This window comes from Fibrisoma montanum (assembly GCF_003583365.1).
Classification (GTDB): domain Bacteria; phylum Bacteroidota; class Bacteroidia; order Cytophagales; family Spirosomataceae; genus Fibrisoma; species Fibrisoma montanum.
Window position 1 is genome coordinate 645,788 of sequence record NZ_QXED01000003.1, and the last position, 17,118, is coordinate 662,905.

14 protein-coding genes are annotated in these 17,118 nt (G+C 55.3%); 10 read left to right on the plus strand and 4 right to left on the minus strand.

Translation table 11 applies throughout. From position 1 onward, the window contains the following. The first annotated feature begins 92 nt into the window (after positions 1 to 92). Positions 93 to 1,661, plus strand: a complete 1,569-nt coding sequence (locus DYU11_RS12765) for a DUF4394 domain-containing protein (RefSeq protein WP_119668046.1) — start codon at positions 93 to 95, stop codon at positions 1,659 to 1,661. 116 nt (positions 1,662 to 1,777) lie between these two features. On the opposite strand, the gene DYU11_RS12770 is transcribed toward DYU11_RS12765, so the two are convergent. Beyond that, positions 1,778 to 2,179: a hypothetical protein gene (locus DYU11_RS12770; RefSeq protein WP_119668047.1), complete on the minus strand. Its 402-nt coding sequence runs from the start codon at positions 2,177 to 2,179 to the stop codon at positions 1,778 to 1,780. A 263-nt stretch (positions 2,180 to 2,442) separates the two neighbouring features. Here DYU11_RS12770 and ggt point away from each other — a divergent pair, with 263 nt between their 5' ends. After that, on the plus strand, positions 2,443 to 4,146 hold the full coding sequence (gene ggt / locus DYU11_RS12775; protein ID WP_119668048.1) for a gamma-glutamyltransferase: 1,704 nt from the start codon (positions 2,443 to 2,445) through the stop codon (positions 4,144 to 4,146). A 12-nt stretch (positions 4,147 to 4,158) separates the two neighbouring features. Here the strand turns inward: ggt and DYU11_RS12780 are convergent, their stop codons facing one another. Beyond that, positions 4,159 to 5,433: a M20/M25/M40 family metallo-hydrolase gene (locus DYU11_RS12780; protein ID WP_119668049.1), complete on the minus strand. Its 1,275-nt coding sequence runs from the start codon at positions 5,431 to 5,433 to the stop codon at positions 4,159 to 4,161. A gap of 192 nt (positions 5,434 to 5,625) precedes the next feature. Here DYU11_RS12780 and DYU11_RS12785 point away from each other — a divergent pair, with 192 nt between their 5' ends. From DYU11_RS12785 to DYU11_RS12820, 8 genes are all read left to right on the plus strand, one after another. Beyond that, positions 5,626 to 7,182 (plus strand): S10 family peptidase, encoded by a 1,557-nt coding sequence (locus DYU11_RS12785; protein ID WP_119668050.1) that lies wholly within the window; start codon positions 5,626 to 5,628, stop codon positions 7,180 to 7,182. Positions 7,183 to 7,286: 104 nt separating this feature from the next. After that, positions 7,287 to 8,060, plus strand: a complete 774-nt coding sequence (locus DYU11_RS12790) for a trypsin-like peptidase domain-containing protein (protein WP_119668051.1) — start codon at positions 7,287 to 7,289, stop codon at positions 8,058 to 8,060. A gap of 83 nt (positions 8,061 to 8,143) precedes the next feature. After that, positions 8,144 to 8,536, plus strand: a complete 393-nt coding sequence (locus DYU11_RS12795; protein ID WP_119668052.1) for an Xre family toxin-antitoxin system antitoxin — start codon at positions 8,144 to 8,146, stop codon at positions 8,534 to 8,536. A gap of 9 nt (positions 8,537 to 8,545) precedes the next feature. Next, positions 8,546 to 9,019 carry an RES family NAD+ phosphorylase gene (locus tag DYU11_RS12800; protein ID WP_119668053.1) on the plus strand — a complete coding sequence of 158 codons (474 nt, stop codon included), beginning with the start codon at positions 8,546 to 8,548 and terminating at the stop codon, positions 9,017 to 9,019. Between the two features lie 52 nt (positions 9,020 to 9,071). After that, positions 9,072 to 9,614 carry a TetR/AcrR family transcriptional regulator gene (locus tag DYU11_RS12805; RefSeq protein WP_119668054.1) on the plus strand — a complete coding sequence of 181 codons (543 nt, stop codon included), beginning with the start codon at positions 9,072 to 9,074 and terminating at the stop codon, positions 9,612 to 9,614. 145 nt (positions 9,615 to 9,759) lie between these two features. After that, positions 9,760 to 10,191 carry a hypothetical protein gene (locus DYU11_RS12810; RefSeq protein ID WP_119668055.1) on the plus strand — a complete coding sequence of 144 codons (432 nt, stop codon included), beginning with the start codon at positions 9,760 to 9,762 and terminating at the stop codon, positions 10,189 to 10,191. A 191-nt stretch (positions 10,192 to 10,382) separates the two neighbouring features. Then, the gene (locus tag DYU11_RS12815) at positions 10,383 to 11,405 is read left to right on the plus strand and encodes a transglutaminase-like domain-containing protein (RefSeq protein ID WP_229365810.1); all 1,023 of its coding nucleotides are present in this window, start codon (positions 10,383 to 10,385) and stop codon (positions 11,403 to 11,405) included. A gap of 340 nt (positions 11,406 to 11,745) precedes the next feature. Continuing rightward, on the plus strand, positions 11,746 to 12,405 hold the full coding sequence (locus DYU11_RS12820) for a hypothetical protein (RefSeq protein WP_119668056.1): 660 nt from the start codon (positions 11,746 to 11,748) through the stop codon (positions 12,403 to 12,405). An 84-nt stretch (positions 12,406 to 12,489) separates the two neighbouring features. On the opposite strand, the gene DYU11_RS12825 is transcribed toward DYU11_RS12820, so the two are convergent. Continuing rightward, a complete protein-coding gene (locus tag DYU11_RS12825) occupies positions 12,490 to 14,031 on the minus strand; it encodes a TolB family protein (RefSeq protein WP_119668329.1) in 1,542 nt (513 codons plus the stop codon). 161 nt (positions 14,032 to 14,192) lie between these two features. Continuing rightward, positions 14,193 to 17,066 carry a M14 family zinc carboxypeptidase gene (locus DYU11_RS12830; RefSeq protein ID WP_119668057.1) on the minus strand — a complete coding sequence of 958 codons (2,874 nt, stop codon included), beginning with the start codon at positions 17,064 to 17,066 and terminating at the stop codon, positions 14,193 to 14,195. Positions 17,067 to 17,118: the final 52 nt, after the last annotated feature.

Genomic DNA, 17,118 nt, shown 5'->3' on the forward strand with positions numbered 1-17,118 from the left:
TAACCATTGACAATCTGAAAGGCGCGGGCGTACGTAAGGGAATTGTACGTATACAACTTTTTCACTGTTAACAATTAACTGATCCGCAAACTATGTTTACCAATTCCCCACTCCGGACGTTACGTCAGGCCGCCACATTGCTGCTGGTCGGCTCGCTGATAACGCTGAATGCGTGTAAGCCCTCAGAAGTTGAGGAGATGAACACTCCCCGCAGCAGCGCCCGCTTGGCTTCTAATGCACCGGTTTACCTGCTTACTGACAACAACAGGCTGCTGCGTGTCACGCTGGCGAATACCACAATGCCAACGGCCACCATCACGATCACCGGTATTGCCAGTGGTGACGTACTGCGGGGCATCGACTTCCGGCCGGCCACCGGGCAGCTCTACGGGGTTACGCGCGGTAGCCGCCTGTACGCCATCAACCCCATGACGGGTGCCGCAACGGCGCTGGGTTCAGGACCTTTCATGCCAACGGTCATGGGCGATGACATTGGATTCGACTTCAACCCGACCGTCGACCGGATTCGTCTGGTAACCAACAACGGCCAGAACCTGCGTCTGAACCCGGAAACGGGAACCGTGCAGGTCATCGACGGCAATATCAACGGCGCACCGGGCGCCCGCCTGACAGGGGCCGCCTACACTAACAACCGGTCGGGCGTGACCACCACCACGTTGTACGTGATCGATCCGGTTACCGACAAACTGTATCGGCAGGACCCGCCCAACAACGGTACGCTGGTAGAAATCGGTTCGCTGGGCGTCAACGCGGCCGGCACCGGCAGTTTCGACATTGCCCCGGATGGCAATACCCTGGCTACGCTGATTGTTGATAATCAACCCGCTTTCTTCGAGATCGATCTGGCTACGGGCCGCGCTACGAAGATTGGCAACCTGCCCGACGTTGGCATGAGCATTGTGGGTCTGGCCATTCCGACCGAACCGGTCGCCTACGCGGTCGAAGGCGGTAACATGCTGGTAACGTTCAACCCGATGAATCCGTCGTCGCTCATCCGGAAGACCATCATGGGTCTGCAGGACGGCGAAATGATCCGGGGTATCGACTTCCGGCCGGTCAATGGTCAGCTTTACGCCCTTGGCAGCACCAGCCGCCTGTACACCATCAATACGTCGAGCGGAGCGGCTGCGGTTGTTGGCTCAGGTCCGCTGAGCACCCCGTTGTCGGGCACCGAATTCGGCTTTGACTTCAACCCGACCGTCGACCGGATTCGGGTAACGAGCAACACGGGCCAGAACCTGCGCCTGAACCCCGATAACGCAGCCGTAGCGGCTGTGGACGGTACGTTACGTCTGGCGGGTGGTGGCCGTATGCCGACTGTTCCGGCAGCTGCGTATACCAACAACTTCGCCGGCGCTACCACGACAACCCTCTACGTTATGGACAACAACACCATGCAGCTGTTCACGCAGAACCCGCCCAACGACGGGGTGCTGAACGTAGTAGGCTCGCTGGGTATCATGATCGAAGGAGGCAACGGGTTTGACATCGGCGGTACGTCCAATGCGGCCTATGCCCTGCTGCGGTCCGGCGGTATGACCCGCGTGTACTCGATAAACCTCACTACGGGTGCCGCAACGATGACGGGTAACACCATGCTGGGACCTGTTTCCGGTATGGCGCTTGGCCTAGGTTTCTAAGCATTTTTTGTGGGTTAACAAAGAAACCGAAGCTGTCTCAGCTTCGGTTTCTTTGTTAATAGCCCCTCCCCCGGTTTTGGGCGGCCCGGCGAAGCGGGCGAGAATAAAGGCAGTCATCAATTCGGTTTGTGTCTCAAAAAATAGGCCTGGGGTTTCGACGCCCCGCCAAAGTGCGCCGTCAACAAGAACTCCTGTTCAGTGACCGCCCGGACCGAAAGGGCTGCGTTGTTATCCCGCTCGGACTGGACCAAAAAGTAATACGTCCTGCCCCGCTCAAGAGGCATAAAGAACGGCTGTTCCCGATCCAGCAACCCCAGACTATCGGCATCCGTTTCGACCAGTACCCATTCATTCGACCCGATCCGGATGGGTTTATCCGCGTTGAGGGTTGTTCGCAGCTTTACGGTCCGTAAACTGAATTTTAACGGGAAAAAGAAATGCATCCTGGCCGTAGTTTGCCCGAACGACCACGGCACCAGGCCGAGGAACAGAACAAGGCATAGAGCTGGCTTTTTCATAAACGTAGCATTTTGTTTGTATTCAATAAGCTATGCATTTAACGCCTGTCTGCCAAACGTACCCCATCACTTTCATAAAAATTATCTGTTTGCCAGTCGTGGCAACCAGGTTCTGGTTAGAGCCCGGGGCAACGTTCCCTGATTGAAGGCGTTGCAGTATACGGTAAAGTTTCAGGAGCCAGCTGACCCGGTAATCGGTCCCGACGAATTTTTCGCTATTTTAGGGCAGTACCTACACGCTACCTGTTCACTACGTCATTTGTATGAAGTCTCTCTTTGTCAGTTCGTTCGTTCTTATCGCAACGGGTCTAATCAACTTTACCCACGCCCAGGACCGACTCAGCGGCAAATCGTTTGCCACCCGGTCCGTCGTGATGGGGCAGCATGGTATGGCCTGCACCTCGCATCCGCTGTCGACACAAGTCGCCGTTGAGGTGCTGAAAGCGGGGGGCAACGCCATCGATGCGGCCATTGCAGCGAACGCCATGGAAGGGGTCGTTGAACCGCACGTCAACGGCATCGGGGGCGACCTGTTCGCGATTGTCTGGGACGCCAAAACCAAAAAACTGTACGGCCTGAATGCCTCAGGCCGGTCGCCGTATAACCTGACCCTGGCCGAATTCAAAAAGCGCGGGCTGACGCATATCCCCCCTACCGGGCCGTTGCCCGTATCGGTGCCGGGCTGCGTCGACGGCTGGTTTGAACTCCACAAAAAGTTCGGCAAAACGCCCATGCCAACGATTCTGTCGTCGGCCATCCGGTACGCCCGCGACGGGTACCCCATCCACGATGAAGCGACGTTTTACTGGGACTACATGATCCAGCGACTCGGCTCGTTTCCGAACGTAAAGGAAACCTACGCGCCTACCGGAACGGCACCAAACCGGGGCGAACTATTCAAAAATCCGGCCCTGGCGAACACACTGGAGAAGATTGCCAAAGGTGGCCGGGATGCCTTTTATAAAGGGGAGATTGCCCGCACCATCGACGCCTTCATGAAAAAAATGGGCGGCTACCTGACCGCCAAAGACCTCGCCGACCATACGTCGGAATGGGTCGAACCGGTATCGACCAACTACCGGGGCTACGACGTCTGGGAACTGCCGCCCAACAGCCAGGGCATTTGCACCCTGCAGATGCTCAATATTCTGGAAGGCTATGACTTTTCAACGATTCCATGGGGCAGTCCCGAACACATTCACCGCTTTGTAGAAGCCAAAAAGCTGGCCTTCGAAGACCGGGCCAAGTACTATGCCGACCCCGCTTTTGCCAAAATTCCGGTCAACGAACTGATTTCAAAGTCGTACGCAGCCGAACGGCGTAAACTGATCAACCCGGAGCAGGCCGCCAGGCGCGTAGAAGCGGGCAATCCGGCCCTCCGCGACGGCGACACGATCTACCTCACCGTTGCCGACAGTGAGGGCAACATGGTGTCCCTGATCCAAAGCAACTACCGGGGTTTCGGATCGGGGATGGTTCCCGACGGGCTGGGGTTCATGCTTCAGGACCGGGGCGAACTGTTCAGCCTGGTCGACGGGCAGAATAACACCTATGCCCCCCACAAGCGACCGTTTCAGACCATCATCCCCGCGTTTATTACAAAAGACGGACAACCGTTTATGAGCTTCGGCCTGATGGGGGGCAGCTTTCAGCCGCTCGGCCACGTTCAGATTGTGATGAACATGATCGATTTCGGCATGAATCCGCAAGAAGCCGGCGACGCGCCCCGCATCGACCACCAGGGATCGTCGGAGCCGACGGGCGAAAAAATGCTGAACGCGGGCATCGTTACGCTCGAATCCGGCTTTCCCTACGAAAGCATCCGGGAACTGATGATCCGCGGCCATCAGGTCGGCTATGCCCTTGGCGTCTACGGCGGTTATCAGGCCATCATGTACGACGCCAAAAACAAAGTCTACCATGGAGCAACGGAATCGCGGAAAGACGGTCAGGCCGCCGGCTTTTAAGTCGGGGCGGGGTTAGCGCGTCAGTCGATACATCAGCACGGCCGTACGTTGGATAAGCTGCGGATACTCCTTCAGGTTGATGGTCTCCTCGATGCTGTGCGCGCCTTTCCCCGACGCGCCCAGTCCATCCAGGCAAGGCAGGTAGGCGGCAACGAACGACACATCCCCCGCCCCGCGCGACCCCGGATCACCGGCCGCGACCGGCCCCAGGCCCATGGCCTCGCTCACCTGGCTGACCACTTTGCGCAGGTCATCGTTGGCCGACGAAGGTTCCATCGATGGGATGCCATCCGAGAACGTAATGGTGGCCTTGGTCTGCGGCAGGCTTTTGTCGACAATCCCGCGCATCCGGGCGCGGGCGCTTTCCTTCTGCGCTTCACCCAGAAACCGCAGGTCGCCTTTCACCAGAGCCGCCCCCGCGACGATGTTGGTTTTGCCGACCGCTTCAGCTTTGGCCGTTTTGTCATCGTAGCGCACTTCCGCCCCACCAACGATCAGGCCGGGGTTAAACGTCAGGTACTGCTCCTGGCTCAGCGCCCGCCGAAATTCGTTGAGGATGCGGGTGGCTTCGTAGATCGCCCCGTAGCCCAGGCTGCTGAAAACACCCGACGAGTGGCCGGAGCGAGCCTTTACGTTCAGCGTCCAGCTGCTCGCCCCCCGCCGACCCGTAGTAACCGTCCGCAGCCCCTGCGCCGTTTCGAACGCCAGCGCCAGGTCACACTGTTTCGCCCGTTCGATGAAGTCCCGCCGACTTTCGGGGCCGCCGGAGCTTTCTTCGTCGCCGGTGAAGTAGACCGTGATGGACGTATCATCGAGCAGACCCTGCGTTTGTAGCGCTTTGAGGGCCGCGATCACCAGCACGTCGCCCCCTTTCATGTCGTTGACGCCCTGTCCCGAGGCCGTCGAATCGTTCAGGCGGGTAAATGGCTCCATCGGCAGGCTCTTTTCAAACACCGTATCCAGGTGGCCGATCAGGAACAGCTTTTTGCCTTTCTTCCCCTGCCGCGTGGCCACCAGGTGCCCCGCGCGGTTCATCGAGTCGGGCAGCGTGATCCATTCGGTTTTGAAACCCAGTTTCTGGAGTTCATCCCCCATCAGCTTCCCGACCGTGCGGACGCCTTCCAGGTTGAGCGTACCGCTGTTGATGTTGACGACCTTTTCCAGAAAGGCCATCGTTTCGGGCATCTGGTTCTGAACCGTCTGGACGATCCCTTTCTCGGGTTTGGTAAGCGACTGGCTAAAGGCAACGTGGCTGCTGAGCAGGAGAGTAAATAGAAGTCTTTTCATCAGGTTGTTATGTGTTTATCTCCACCCCGTCAGTTTCCCGATTATCCTTCAGGGAGTTGGGGTAAGGTTACCGGCTAAAATAAACAAACTTGCCCTTCCTCCGAATTTTATACGGCCATTCTGGTTATCTTCGTCAAAACGCACGGCTTCATCACTACATTTACCATCTCAATCCGTGCTCAGTCCGTACTCATGAAACTAGCGTTCCTCGCCTTGCTTACCAGTTGCCTGATCCTGCCCGGCAGCTACGCCCAGAAACCCACCGCCGACAAAGAAAAACCCGCCCCTAAAGAAGAAGCGCCGACTTTTTCGGGTAAGAGCCGCACCCTGGACCTCGACCGCCAGGTAGTGACCAATGGACAGGTCACGATCAAAGGCCAGCGCGTGCCGTACAAAGCCACGGCCGGGACCATTCCGGTTTGGGACGAGGAAGGCAAACCCGTAGCGGGTGTGTTTTTTACCTACTTCGAACGCTCCGACGTAGCCGACCGCTCGGCCCGCCCGCTGGTTATTTCGTTCAACGGTGGCCCCGGCACGGCCTCGGTCTGGATGATGATCGGCTACACCGGGCCACGCATCCTGAAAGTCGACGACGAAGGCTATCCCGTTCAGCCCTACGGCATTAAAGACAACCCACATTCCATTTTGGACGTAGCCGACATTGTGTACGTCGATCCGGTCAACACCGGCTTCTCGCGCCCGGCCAACAAGGACGTTCCGGCGGCCAAGCTGTTCTTTGGCGTCAACGCCGACATCAAGTACCTGGCCGACTGGATCAATACGTTCGTGAGCCGCTACAACCGCTGGTCCTCGCCCAAGTACCTGATCGGCGAAAGCTACGGCACAACGCGCGTGTCGGGCCTGGCGCTGGAGCTGCAGAACAATCACTGGATGTACCTCAACGGCGTCGTGCTGGTATCGCCTACGGACCTGGGCATCAAACGCGACGGACCGGCGCAGGGTGCGCTGAAACTGCCGTATTTCACCGCAACGGCCTGGTACCACAAAGCCTTACCCGCCGATTTGCAGAAGAAAGACCTGACCGATCTGCTGCCCGAAGTCGAGAACTTTACCATTTCGGAGTACATACCGGCTCTGGCGATGGGTGGTTCGATGAGCGATCAGAAGCGGAAGGAGATTGCTCAGAAAGTGGCCCGGTATTCGGGACTATCAGAAACAGCCGTGCTGCAGCAGAACCTCGACGTACCGACCAATTTCTTCTGGAAAGAACTCCTCCGCGACAAAGGCCAGACGGTGGGCCGACTGGATTCGCGCTACCTCGGCATCGACAGCAAAGACGCGGGTGAAGCGCCCGACTACAACGCCGAGCTGACGTCCTGGCTGCACTCGTTCACGCCCGCCATCAACCTGTTCATGCGCGAGGAGCTGAACTACAAAACGGACCTGAAATATTTTATGTTCGGCCCGGTACGTCCCTGGGACAACACCAACAACCACACGGGCGAAGACCTGCGCCAGGCAATGGCCCAGAACCCGTACCTGCATCTGCTGGTTCAATCCGGCTACTACGACGGCGCCTGCGATTACTTCAACGCCAAGTACAACATGTGGCAGATGGACGTTGGCGGTAAATTGAAAGACCGCATGGAATGGGAAGGCTACCGCAGCGGCCACATGATGTACCTCCGCAAAGAAGACCTCGCGACCAGCAACGAAAACCTCCGCCAGTTCATTCAGAAAAGCATTCCGAAGAACAGCACTCCGGCAAAGTATTCGGGGAGCCGGTGAACCAGAAGTAAAATTGGGAAATGTTCTTTCTAACCTCTAAAGTTTCAAAGACTTTTATACTCACCTGATACTATCTACTCATTATCAGTATATAACCAGTTACTATGTTTCATGAACCACCCAAAAATTTCCTTTATTCTGCATACAAGATTGAAGTTGAACATTCCGATGGAGCAAAGTCAAAAAGTGGAGTTGCAACTGGCTTTGTCCTTGAAATAGCAGAACGAGTACCGTGGATCATAACGAACAGACATGTTATCGACATTGATTATAAACAGGTAACTCCCAAATTCAAAGATTTTAAGCTATCAAAACTATCAATTACCGGCCGCAGAGCTGACGATTCCGAGTACACTTTTCAACTTCATGAAGATGCTAAATTTTATTTTCATGAGGACTACCAAAACGACATTGCAATTGTCGAAGCTAAAATCTATCATTCTGATGATAAACCTCTCCATTGGCACTTTGGATTGGAGCATTTGGCTAATAACAATATTTACAAGGAGTTAGATGCGTATGATGAAATCTGTTACACTGGCTTCCCGAACACTTACGACAAGTTTAGCAATAGGCCTATTATCAGAAGTGGCCGAATAGCCAGTGACCCCAGGTTCGACTATTCATGGAATAGAGATTATCAAGGTCAATGTGTTGCTTACGAAGGTTTTTCTTCTGAGGGAGCGTCTGGAAGTCCAATTTTTGCCCCACCACGAGGACTGCAAGGTATTCCTAATTCCAGACATGGCTATTTAATCGGAGTAAATGCAGGGCACATTCCAGATCATTTTGGCCATAGTGGTATTTCTTACTTTTACAAAACCTTGGCTTTACTTGAAATAATTGAAAAAAATAAGCTGGCAGAGATCACAAGCTAAATAGACGATAACTATGCGCTTCTACAATACACACATATAATAGAATTATTTCACCTACATTTGTGCCATAATTCACACGCATTATGACTGCGCCAACTCGCTTATCTCCCTTCAATGTAATAAGCTCTTCGCGGCAGGGAGCGTTACGCTCGCAGGTTGACGAAGTAGCCGCTTTAGTCGGACTGACCGATAAGGAGATGGCGTATGCCCTTAGCATGACGCCACGCAACCTGCACCGGCTCAAAGACGATCAGCGCTTCAGTGTCGATGCCTCCGAGCGGCTGCTGTTACTTAAAAATCTGCTGCTACACGCCCTGGACACGTTTGAAGGCCGTAAAGCAACCGTTTTGCAATGGCTCAGAACGCCCATCCGCGAACTGGCTAACCAGGCCCCCATTCAATTGCTCGATACCGTAACCGGCTTTGGCCTGGCAGACGATGTCTTAGGGCGCTTAGATTACGGGCTACCGGCCTGATCAGCGTCTATGCCTATTCTTTACCGAATCATTCGCGATAAGTATCGGGACGAACCTCTATCCGTCATTGGTAGTCGGCTGTTTGGTGGCCGCTGGAATCCTAAAGGCGTAGGTGTCCTCTATGCAACATCGACGCCAGAGTTGGGCCTGGTTGAAACATTGGCCCATGCGCCGACTGTTCGTTATGAAGAACTGCCCACGTACTGGGTATTTTCGCTGGAAGTACCAGACGACATTCGTTACGTCAACCGGGAAGAATTACCGGACTATTGGCAGGATGAAACCTATGAGCGAACACAAGGGTGGCTGAGTAATTGGTTAGCCACGCCTGACCAGCTCGGTGTTGCTCTCCCATCGGTGCTTGTGCCTCTGTCGTACAACGTCATTCTCCATCCCGCTCATCATCTCTTCGAGAAGATTCAGGTTATTGCTCAGGAAGTTCAACCGGTCGATCGGCGGCTTTGGCGCACCTCAAATTCGTAACTTATCGTTCAGCAGTATTGATTCGGCTTACTTCCCAACAAAAGTTTCAGCAATGACCTTCGATAGCAAAGAATCCTGGATTCTGGTCGGCTATGGCCTGTTCGCCAAAGAAGGGCCGGCCGCGTTGAAGGTAGAAGTCATGGCCCGGCTGGTGAACAAAAGCAAATCGTCCTTTTACCATCACTTTGCCGATGTCGATGTCTTTACGGAGCTTTTGCTGAACTACCATCTCAAACGGTCGCACATCATTGCCCAGCGAGAAAGTCGGTGCGAACGGATAACGCCCGATCTGATCCACGTCCTCCTCGATGTAAAACAGGATCTGCTTTTCAACCGGCAGTTGCGCGTGAACCGGCACAATCCGGCGTTCAATACATGCCTCGAACGATCCACGCAAGCCGTGGAGAGCGCTTTCCTGGCTGTGTGGGCCAAAGACCTTGGCCTCGCCGACAAATCCCATCTGGCCCACTCCCTGTTTAAGCTCACCCTCGAAAACTTCTATCTGCAGCTCACCGAAGCGACGTTGACCTACGAGTGGCTTGCCCAATACTTCAGCGAAGTACGCTCAATGGTTACCGAGTTCAAGAAACCATAAGAAACCTGCCCCGATTGTACGCTGCCGTCTAAAATTACCGGAACGTGGCCGTCATCTTTGCCGGTAGTCAGGCAGGCTGCAGCCGGCGAACACAAGCGTTTAGACCTTATGCACATGCCTGCCAACCCACAAGTCAGGTATACTCATGTCGCATTCATTTCACAAATTCTGGCTGAAAGTCACGGCGTTTGTTGTCGGCTCGTTCGGGCCGGTTTTCTTCCTCGGGACGATGAAGTCTACATCGGAACCCGCCCGGCTAACACTCGATCTGTTGAGCTGGCCGGTTGATAGCGCCACCACCTATGATTCCCCCGACACGCAATTTTTATCAGCGCTTACGGGCGGCTTCCTGTTGGGCTGGGGCGTCATGATCTGGTGCCTGTCCGTATGGGTTTATGACAAAGCACCGGAGGCTGTTCGCAAAACGGTCCTGACCGGCGTTCTATCCTGGTTTGTGCTGGACAGTGCCGGTTCCATTGCCTCCGGAAATACCTCCAATGCTTTTTTCAACATACTCGTCCTGCTGATCGCCGTAGGGCCTTTGTGGCGTCCGGCCCGTGCGTTGGCAAACCAGTAATGGCTGTCGTGAGGTATGTCAGGCAACCAGTCGTTGCGCCGGTAACGGCTCGCGATACGTAGTTCGGACCAGCACGCGTAACCCAGCCAGGCCATCAGTGTGTACTACCGGACGCAACCAATCGGTTTGTTAGCCTGTCCTGTGAACTAACTGCGCTGTATTTTTCTTTCCAGTTCAGGACAGGCAACGTTATGGAAACGGGTACACACGTAAATTTTCGGGCACTTTGCTGGTGTCTGCTCATGCTTTTACCGGTGCTGCTATCCTCCCGGCCCGGGACTGAGCCGCCCCGCGAACGCAGCGTAGCAGTTACCTACACGACCGTGGTGAAGGACATTCCGGCCGGCACAAAAACGATGCAGCTTTGGGTGCCGATCCCCCGAAACAGCCCGTATCAGCAGATCACGGACCTGGTCATTACGTCGCCTTATCCGTACGAAATCGACACTGGTCGGTTCGGCAATCGAATGCTTCATCTTACGCTTAAAAATCCCGAGCCCACCATCTTTACAGTCGATGTGCGTTTCAACGCCCTGCGGAAAGAGCACATTCAGGAACGGTTGTATACCCAAAACGCAACAGGACCTATGCCCACCGATCCGGACATGGGGCGGTGGCTTCAGCCCGACCGGCTGGTGCCCATCGACGGCAATATTAAACGCTGGTCCAGGGAAATTATCGATTCGGTTGGGGCGAAGACCGATCTGGAGAAGGCCCGGGCCATCTACAACCACGTCATCTCAACGGTGAAGTACGACAAGACCGGCACCGGCTGGGGGCGGGGCGACATCTACTACGCCTGCGATACCCGGCGCGGCAACTGCACCGATTTTCACGCCATGTTCATCGGCTACGCCCGGGCTGCGGGTATTCCGGCGCGGTTTGCGATCGGCGTCTCCCTGCCCACCGATCGGCCTTCCGGCGAAATCGGCGGGTATCACTGCTGGGCGGAATGTTACCTGACCGGTATCGGCTGGGTACCGATTGATGCGTCAGAGGCCGCCAAAAACCCGGCGAAACGCGGGTACTACTTCGGTGCGCACGACGAAAACCGGATTGAGTTTACGATGGGCCGCGACCTCAGTCTGTACCCCGGCCAGAAAGAGCCGCTCAATTATTTCATTTATCCGTATGCCGAAGCCGACGGTAAGCCGATGCCAATTGAGGAAAAACACATCCAGTACCGCGACCTGAATACGACTGATAACCGGTAATTACTCCACTCATAAATAGCTGTTTAGGAAAACCCACTGCCTGGCCAGCGCAGAACCGGGTCCAGCTAATCATTAGCAGCAGGCTTGCTCTCCCAAAACGACATGGGTTCAGTGATCTGTGGTAAGGTTATATCACAGCGTATATTAACTATCCCTATCTGGCCCATAACTCCCGACTAATCAGCCGCTACGTCGTCGATATTACGCAGAAAAGCCCTAACTTTTACCATCCGTTTCAGCTGATTCACACAGCAATCTTAACAGTTCATCCCATTCTTGTTTTTCACCCCGACCCGCAAAGCCGACTTTTGCATTAACCTCAGAAACGAACCGAATACCCATGAAAACACTAACTACCCTTTGCCTGCTGCTGGCCGTTGCCCTGACCTCGTTCGCGCAGATCGCCAACGACAATAGCTTCGCGGCCCAGATCGACAACAAGGAATTCAAAACCCAGCCCCGCCGGATCAAGATTGGTCCGTACTGGTGGGTAACGGCCAACGCCAACAAACCTGACAAATCGCTGCGGATCTGGCTGGGCAGCTTCGACAACAAAGACATCGTAGAACCGGGCGAGTACCTGATCGTCGACGCCGACAACCCCGATACGCCGGAGAACTGGAAAAAGGCGCAGTCTACGAAAGGGTACAAGGGCATCGCGGTGGTGAAGTACGTAGAAGAAACCCGCGAGCCGCGCATGGAATACCACGTCGGTAAGTCGCTGAACAACAACGAAACCATCTCGGTAAAAAAAGGCGCTGACGGTTTCCTGGAGGCTTCGTTCAGCTGCAACCTGGAAGGGTCGTACTGGAAGGAGAAAGCAACGGCTACGGTGTTCGGCGGTGTCGGCCGGCTGGTGTCGAAGATGGAAGATAAGGCCGTTACGAAAGCATCGGGCTACGATTCCAACATCGATCCCGAAGGCAACGGCTACAAGAAGCAGGGCAAAACCGACACGATCGCCGTAACGAACGGTACGTTTAAGCTGAAGATGAATTAAAGGTATTGCACGCAGATTTTTATGATGCTTATGATTCAAAATGATTTCCATAATTAATCATAAAAATCTGCGTGCTATCACCCATCAATTCGCTGGTTGGGGCAGGGGCGCTGAGTTGCTGATAAACGCAATCTTCTTACTGTCCGGCGACCACGATGGCGTATTGATTGTTCCCTGACCGCCGTAGACGTAGGCAATCACCCTGGGCGTTGATTTAACCGGATTACCGCCCTCGATAGGAATTAGCCGAAGGTAAACATGCTTGTAGAACGGATGATCGTCGGGCGATACGTCTTTCCCGAACGACAGGATAACCATCTGCTTACCATCCGGCGAAATGTGCGGAAACCAGTTGTTAAACTCGTCGTTGGTAATCTGCTGCTGATCACTGCCATCGGCCCGCATCCGCCAGATCTGCATCGTACCCGAACGCGATGAATTGAAGTAGATGTACTGCCCGTCCGGTGAGTACTCGGGGCCATCGTCGAGGCCTTTTGCCGTGGTGAGCCTGGTTTCGGGGCCACCATCGGCACCAACCCGATAAATGTCAAATTCCCCGTCGCGCTGGCCGGTAAAAATCAGCGATTTGCCGTCGGGCGACCAGCCGTGCAGATACGAGTGGCCAACGGGCGTAATCTTTTTTGGTTTGCCACCCTGCACGGGTACGGTATAAACAATCGACTTATTCGCGTCTTCTTTACTGCTACTGCTGAGGCCCAGCATTTTGCCGTCGAACGACAGTACGTGGTCATTGTTATTATTTGTGACGTAATCCGTGTTGAGGAGCGTCGGCGTCTTTTTCTTCAGATCGAACCGGTACATCTTGCCGTTGCTGTTGTAAAGCAGCGCCCGGTTGTCGGGCGTCCAGTTGGGAGCCTGCAGTGACTCTGGCGAATAATATAGAATCTGGCGCTGACCATTGGCCACGTCCATCACTTCGATGTTGCTGCCGATGTATTCGCGGTACGGCACGAAATTTTCCCTGGCCGGCACGCTGATCCGAACATCCCGGAATGTACCCCGTTCGAGCACATCTTTATTGTGCGACCCGACAAACAGTCCAACATAAACCTCATCACCCAGGTCGAGGTCGGTTACCTGCTCCGTTACGAACGGCTCACCGAATTTGGCCACGCGCATGGTGTACGTCCGGCCGCGCCGTTCGAGCTGAATGACGTCGGCTCCCGTGAGCGTCGACTTGATCTCTTCTGTATTGGCCCCGGCCGTCCGGCGGAACTGCAGCGACGTCAGCCCGTCCCCGTGTTCAACGGCGTTGATATGCGGGGAGTTACCTTCCAGGCTTTGGCGCACCATCCAGCCCACTTTCCGGTGCGGATCAACGCCATTGCCGATAAACGAGGCCCGCGTGTACAGGATGAAATCGCCTTTCATGCGTTTCCACATGAAATGGAATTCGTCGTGGTCGAACCACACGTTATACCCCGAACCTCCCAGTTCGTACTGCTGCGTCTTAGTGTCGAACCTGGCATATCCCGGCTTGAGTACCGCGCCAATGTCGCCGTGACCGTCGAAGATACCGAGGGGTTGTTTTTGCGCCAGAACCGGTTTGTTCAGCAGAAAGGGGCTGATCAGTGAGATCAGCAGGAATAGGCTGCAATTCTTCATACAGATGACCATCGCCGGATTTGTATGGCGGTTCCCAACTAAGCCAGCCACTGGCTCAATCTACTGATGGGCGTCGAAACCGGATGAAAACGCGTCGGCGGAACCGTTATCAAGTACGGTTCCGCCGACGTATTCGCTGGTTTTGTCGATCAGTGCTGCGGCTAATTTCCCCCGCTACTCTTCACCGCTGATCCAGTTTTCACTTCGGCCGTGGTGGCCGGGCTGGCCGGGGTATCGAGGTGGTTCCAGTTGATCAGTACGTTCCAGAGCAGAGGGGCGTCGTGGTGATTCAGGTAGCGGTGCAGCGGGTCGAACGTAAACGCGACTACCCGCCCCGAACCAATCGGTACGTTGAAAATGCTACCGTGGCCGATGATCGTCTGCTCGTTGCGCACCATACCCGACAAGACGTACGGTTCCTCTTTCTTCGGCGCGGCCTTGGCATCCTTCACCGGCTTTTTGCCGGGCATCCCCATGATTTCGCCTTTGTACTCCTCCTCATCCTTGAGAGGTTTGGTGCCGTATTGCATTACCATCATGTCGCGGTTGTACTTCCGGGTTTGCAGTAACGGCGCAATCCCCCGGAAGATCGGGAAGGTTTCCGGGTAGCCGTACATGATCGGGCTATCGGGTTTGCGGTTCTTGGCCATTACAATGGAGCCGGGATGAAACAGCGTTGGGGCAGCCGCTTCCTCCAGTTCACGGGCGATACCGGTCTGGGCGATCATCAGCGACGAGTTATCGAGGGTTACGAGCACCCCACCCTGCTCTACAAACTTCTTCAGGTTTTCGACCCCGTCGAAGCCCGGCCCACCGGTAATGTCGCTGGTGGCATCTGGGAAGCCGTGCGACGGAAACTCGGCCGTTTTGGTATACGGCAGCGGCCCGTATTTCCTGTCGATTTCGTGGATGAAGTTGGCCGCTGAACCGCGCATCCGGGGCACCAGAATGACGTCGAATTTCTTCCGCAGATCGCCCGCTTTCAGGTGGTCTTTGTTGATGGACGTATACGGAATGCCGCGCTGCTCGAAAGTGTAGCGGGCCCAGCCTTCGTCCTGCGTATTGTACCAGCAATGGTAAATGGCCACCCGGGGCAAACTAACCTCGTGCTGACGGATCGGGGCACCAACCCCAGTCGGTTCGGCTTTGGTCGCCTGTAAATCCAGCCCAAACTGCGTAGCCAGCTTCTTCGACTGGTCGGCGGTCAGGCCTTTGAACAGCACCGCCCCGGCCGCCAGGGTGTCTTTCATGCCGGCGAAGGTTGCTTTGGTGTCCAGCACAACGGCTTTGGCTGTTTTGCTCTGGGTTTTTAGCCAGAGCATGGCGGGCAGGACGTTGGTCTGCGCTTTGTAATTCAGGACGTAGTTCGTACCATCGCCACCAATCGTTCCGGCGTATGTTACGTCGTCGCTGATCAGTTTGAGATCGCCCGCGTTGTACGTCACGCTGTCTTCGGCTTTCACGTCCACGCCGTAGAGGTAGCCGAGCGTCCAGGCAATGTCGTCGTAGGGCGGAAACTTGGCTTCCTTGGGGTAATTCTGTTTGGTCAGCAGCGATACCGCCAGGTTGCGGTACGGCTGATTCAGCAGCACCACATAATCCCCTTGATTCTTGCCCGACTCGGCCTTGTGTACCTCGATGGCCTGCGCCCGGAGCTGATTGACCAGATAAGCCGCCATGGCGGGGTCGCGCTGGTTCTTCGGAATCACAAACGCGCGGGGCGTCTCTTCAGCACCTTTCCGAAGGTTGTTCAGCCCTTTCTGGTAAAAATTTCTGAGCAGCAAGCGGCTGTTGGTAGCCCCGTACGACAGCGACGCCAGCACCCCGGCCTGCATGTAGTTGATGTTGTTGCGGTACGACCAGTACACCTTTTCGGTCGGTGGCGCGGGGCGGTACCATTCCTTGCTCGTGGCCGGATCGCCCGCGTATTTCTGTTCGGCCAGGTCGCGCAGGTACGTATTGGCGCCGGCGTTACCGAACGTTTCATAGAAGCGCCCGACGGCATTGTGGTTGTTGGAAATCCAGAGGGCGTAACCAGGGTACCAGCCGTCGTAGAACGCCCACGTGAACACCCCCGGCACGCCCTGCGCGGCCAGGGTCGTAATGTCATGGTGGGCCATAATCTGCCATTCACCGATGGTAATCGGGTCGATGGTTTCGTTGTACGGGCCGGTACCGGTCGAGATGTACAGCAACGGCACCGACTCGTGCAGATCAAGACTGGCCGTGGGATGCCACTCGTAAAAGATCTTGTACAAGGCTTTGGTCAGCGCCTGCGATACCTGCAATCCATCGCGGTTGTTGTCGTGGTACGTGTACTTACCCCAGTACGGCGGTGATTTCGGGAAGCCATCGTCATATTCCTTGCGGGCCTTGGTGTAGCGGTAATACCAGTCGACCTGCTTGTCCCAGCCGTCGGGCTCCGACACCGGGTTGATCAGCACGATGATGTTATCGCGGATGGTTTTGATGTCTGGCGACTGGCTGGTAATCAGCCGGTACGTCAGTTCCATCAGCATCTCGGGCGATCCCATTTCGGGCGAGTGCAGGCCCCCGTTGAGGTAGTACACCAGCTTGGTATCCCCCAGGATTTTCTCCACATCCTGCGGATTGACCTTGCGCGGGTCGGCCAGCAGCGCCAGTTGTTTTTTGTAATGATCGAGCCGTTTCAGCGACTCTTCATTCCCCACCACCACCAGGTTGATGGCCCGGCCTTCTTCGCTGGTGCCCACCTGCTGCATCGTTACGTTCGGCGAGGTCTGCGCCAGCTTCTGGTAATAGGCGTAAATGTCGGTGGTGCGGTGAATGACACCGGGCGTTCCGATGATCTGGCCGAAGTGCTTGCGGGGCGAAGGTACCTTCGGATCGTCGGGGAGGTTCAGCACCGACGCCGGCAAGAACCGCGGGTCGGTAGTGTATTCCTTAATTTTTTCGTTATAGGTCTCATCATAAGACTGCTGCGCCAGAAGCGGGGCACTGACCAGCCCAAGACACAGAACAGACAGGAGACAACAGCGTAGATGGTTTGACTGCATAAGCGCGTAGGCTAAGATTATTCCGTAAAATAGCACGGATAGCTAATTTTTT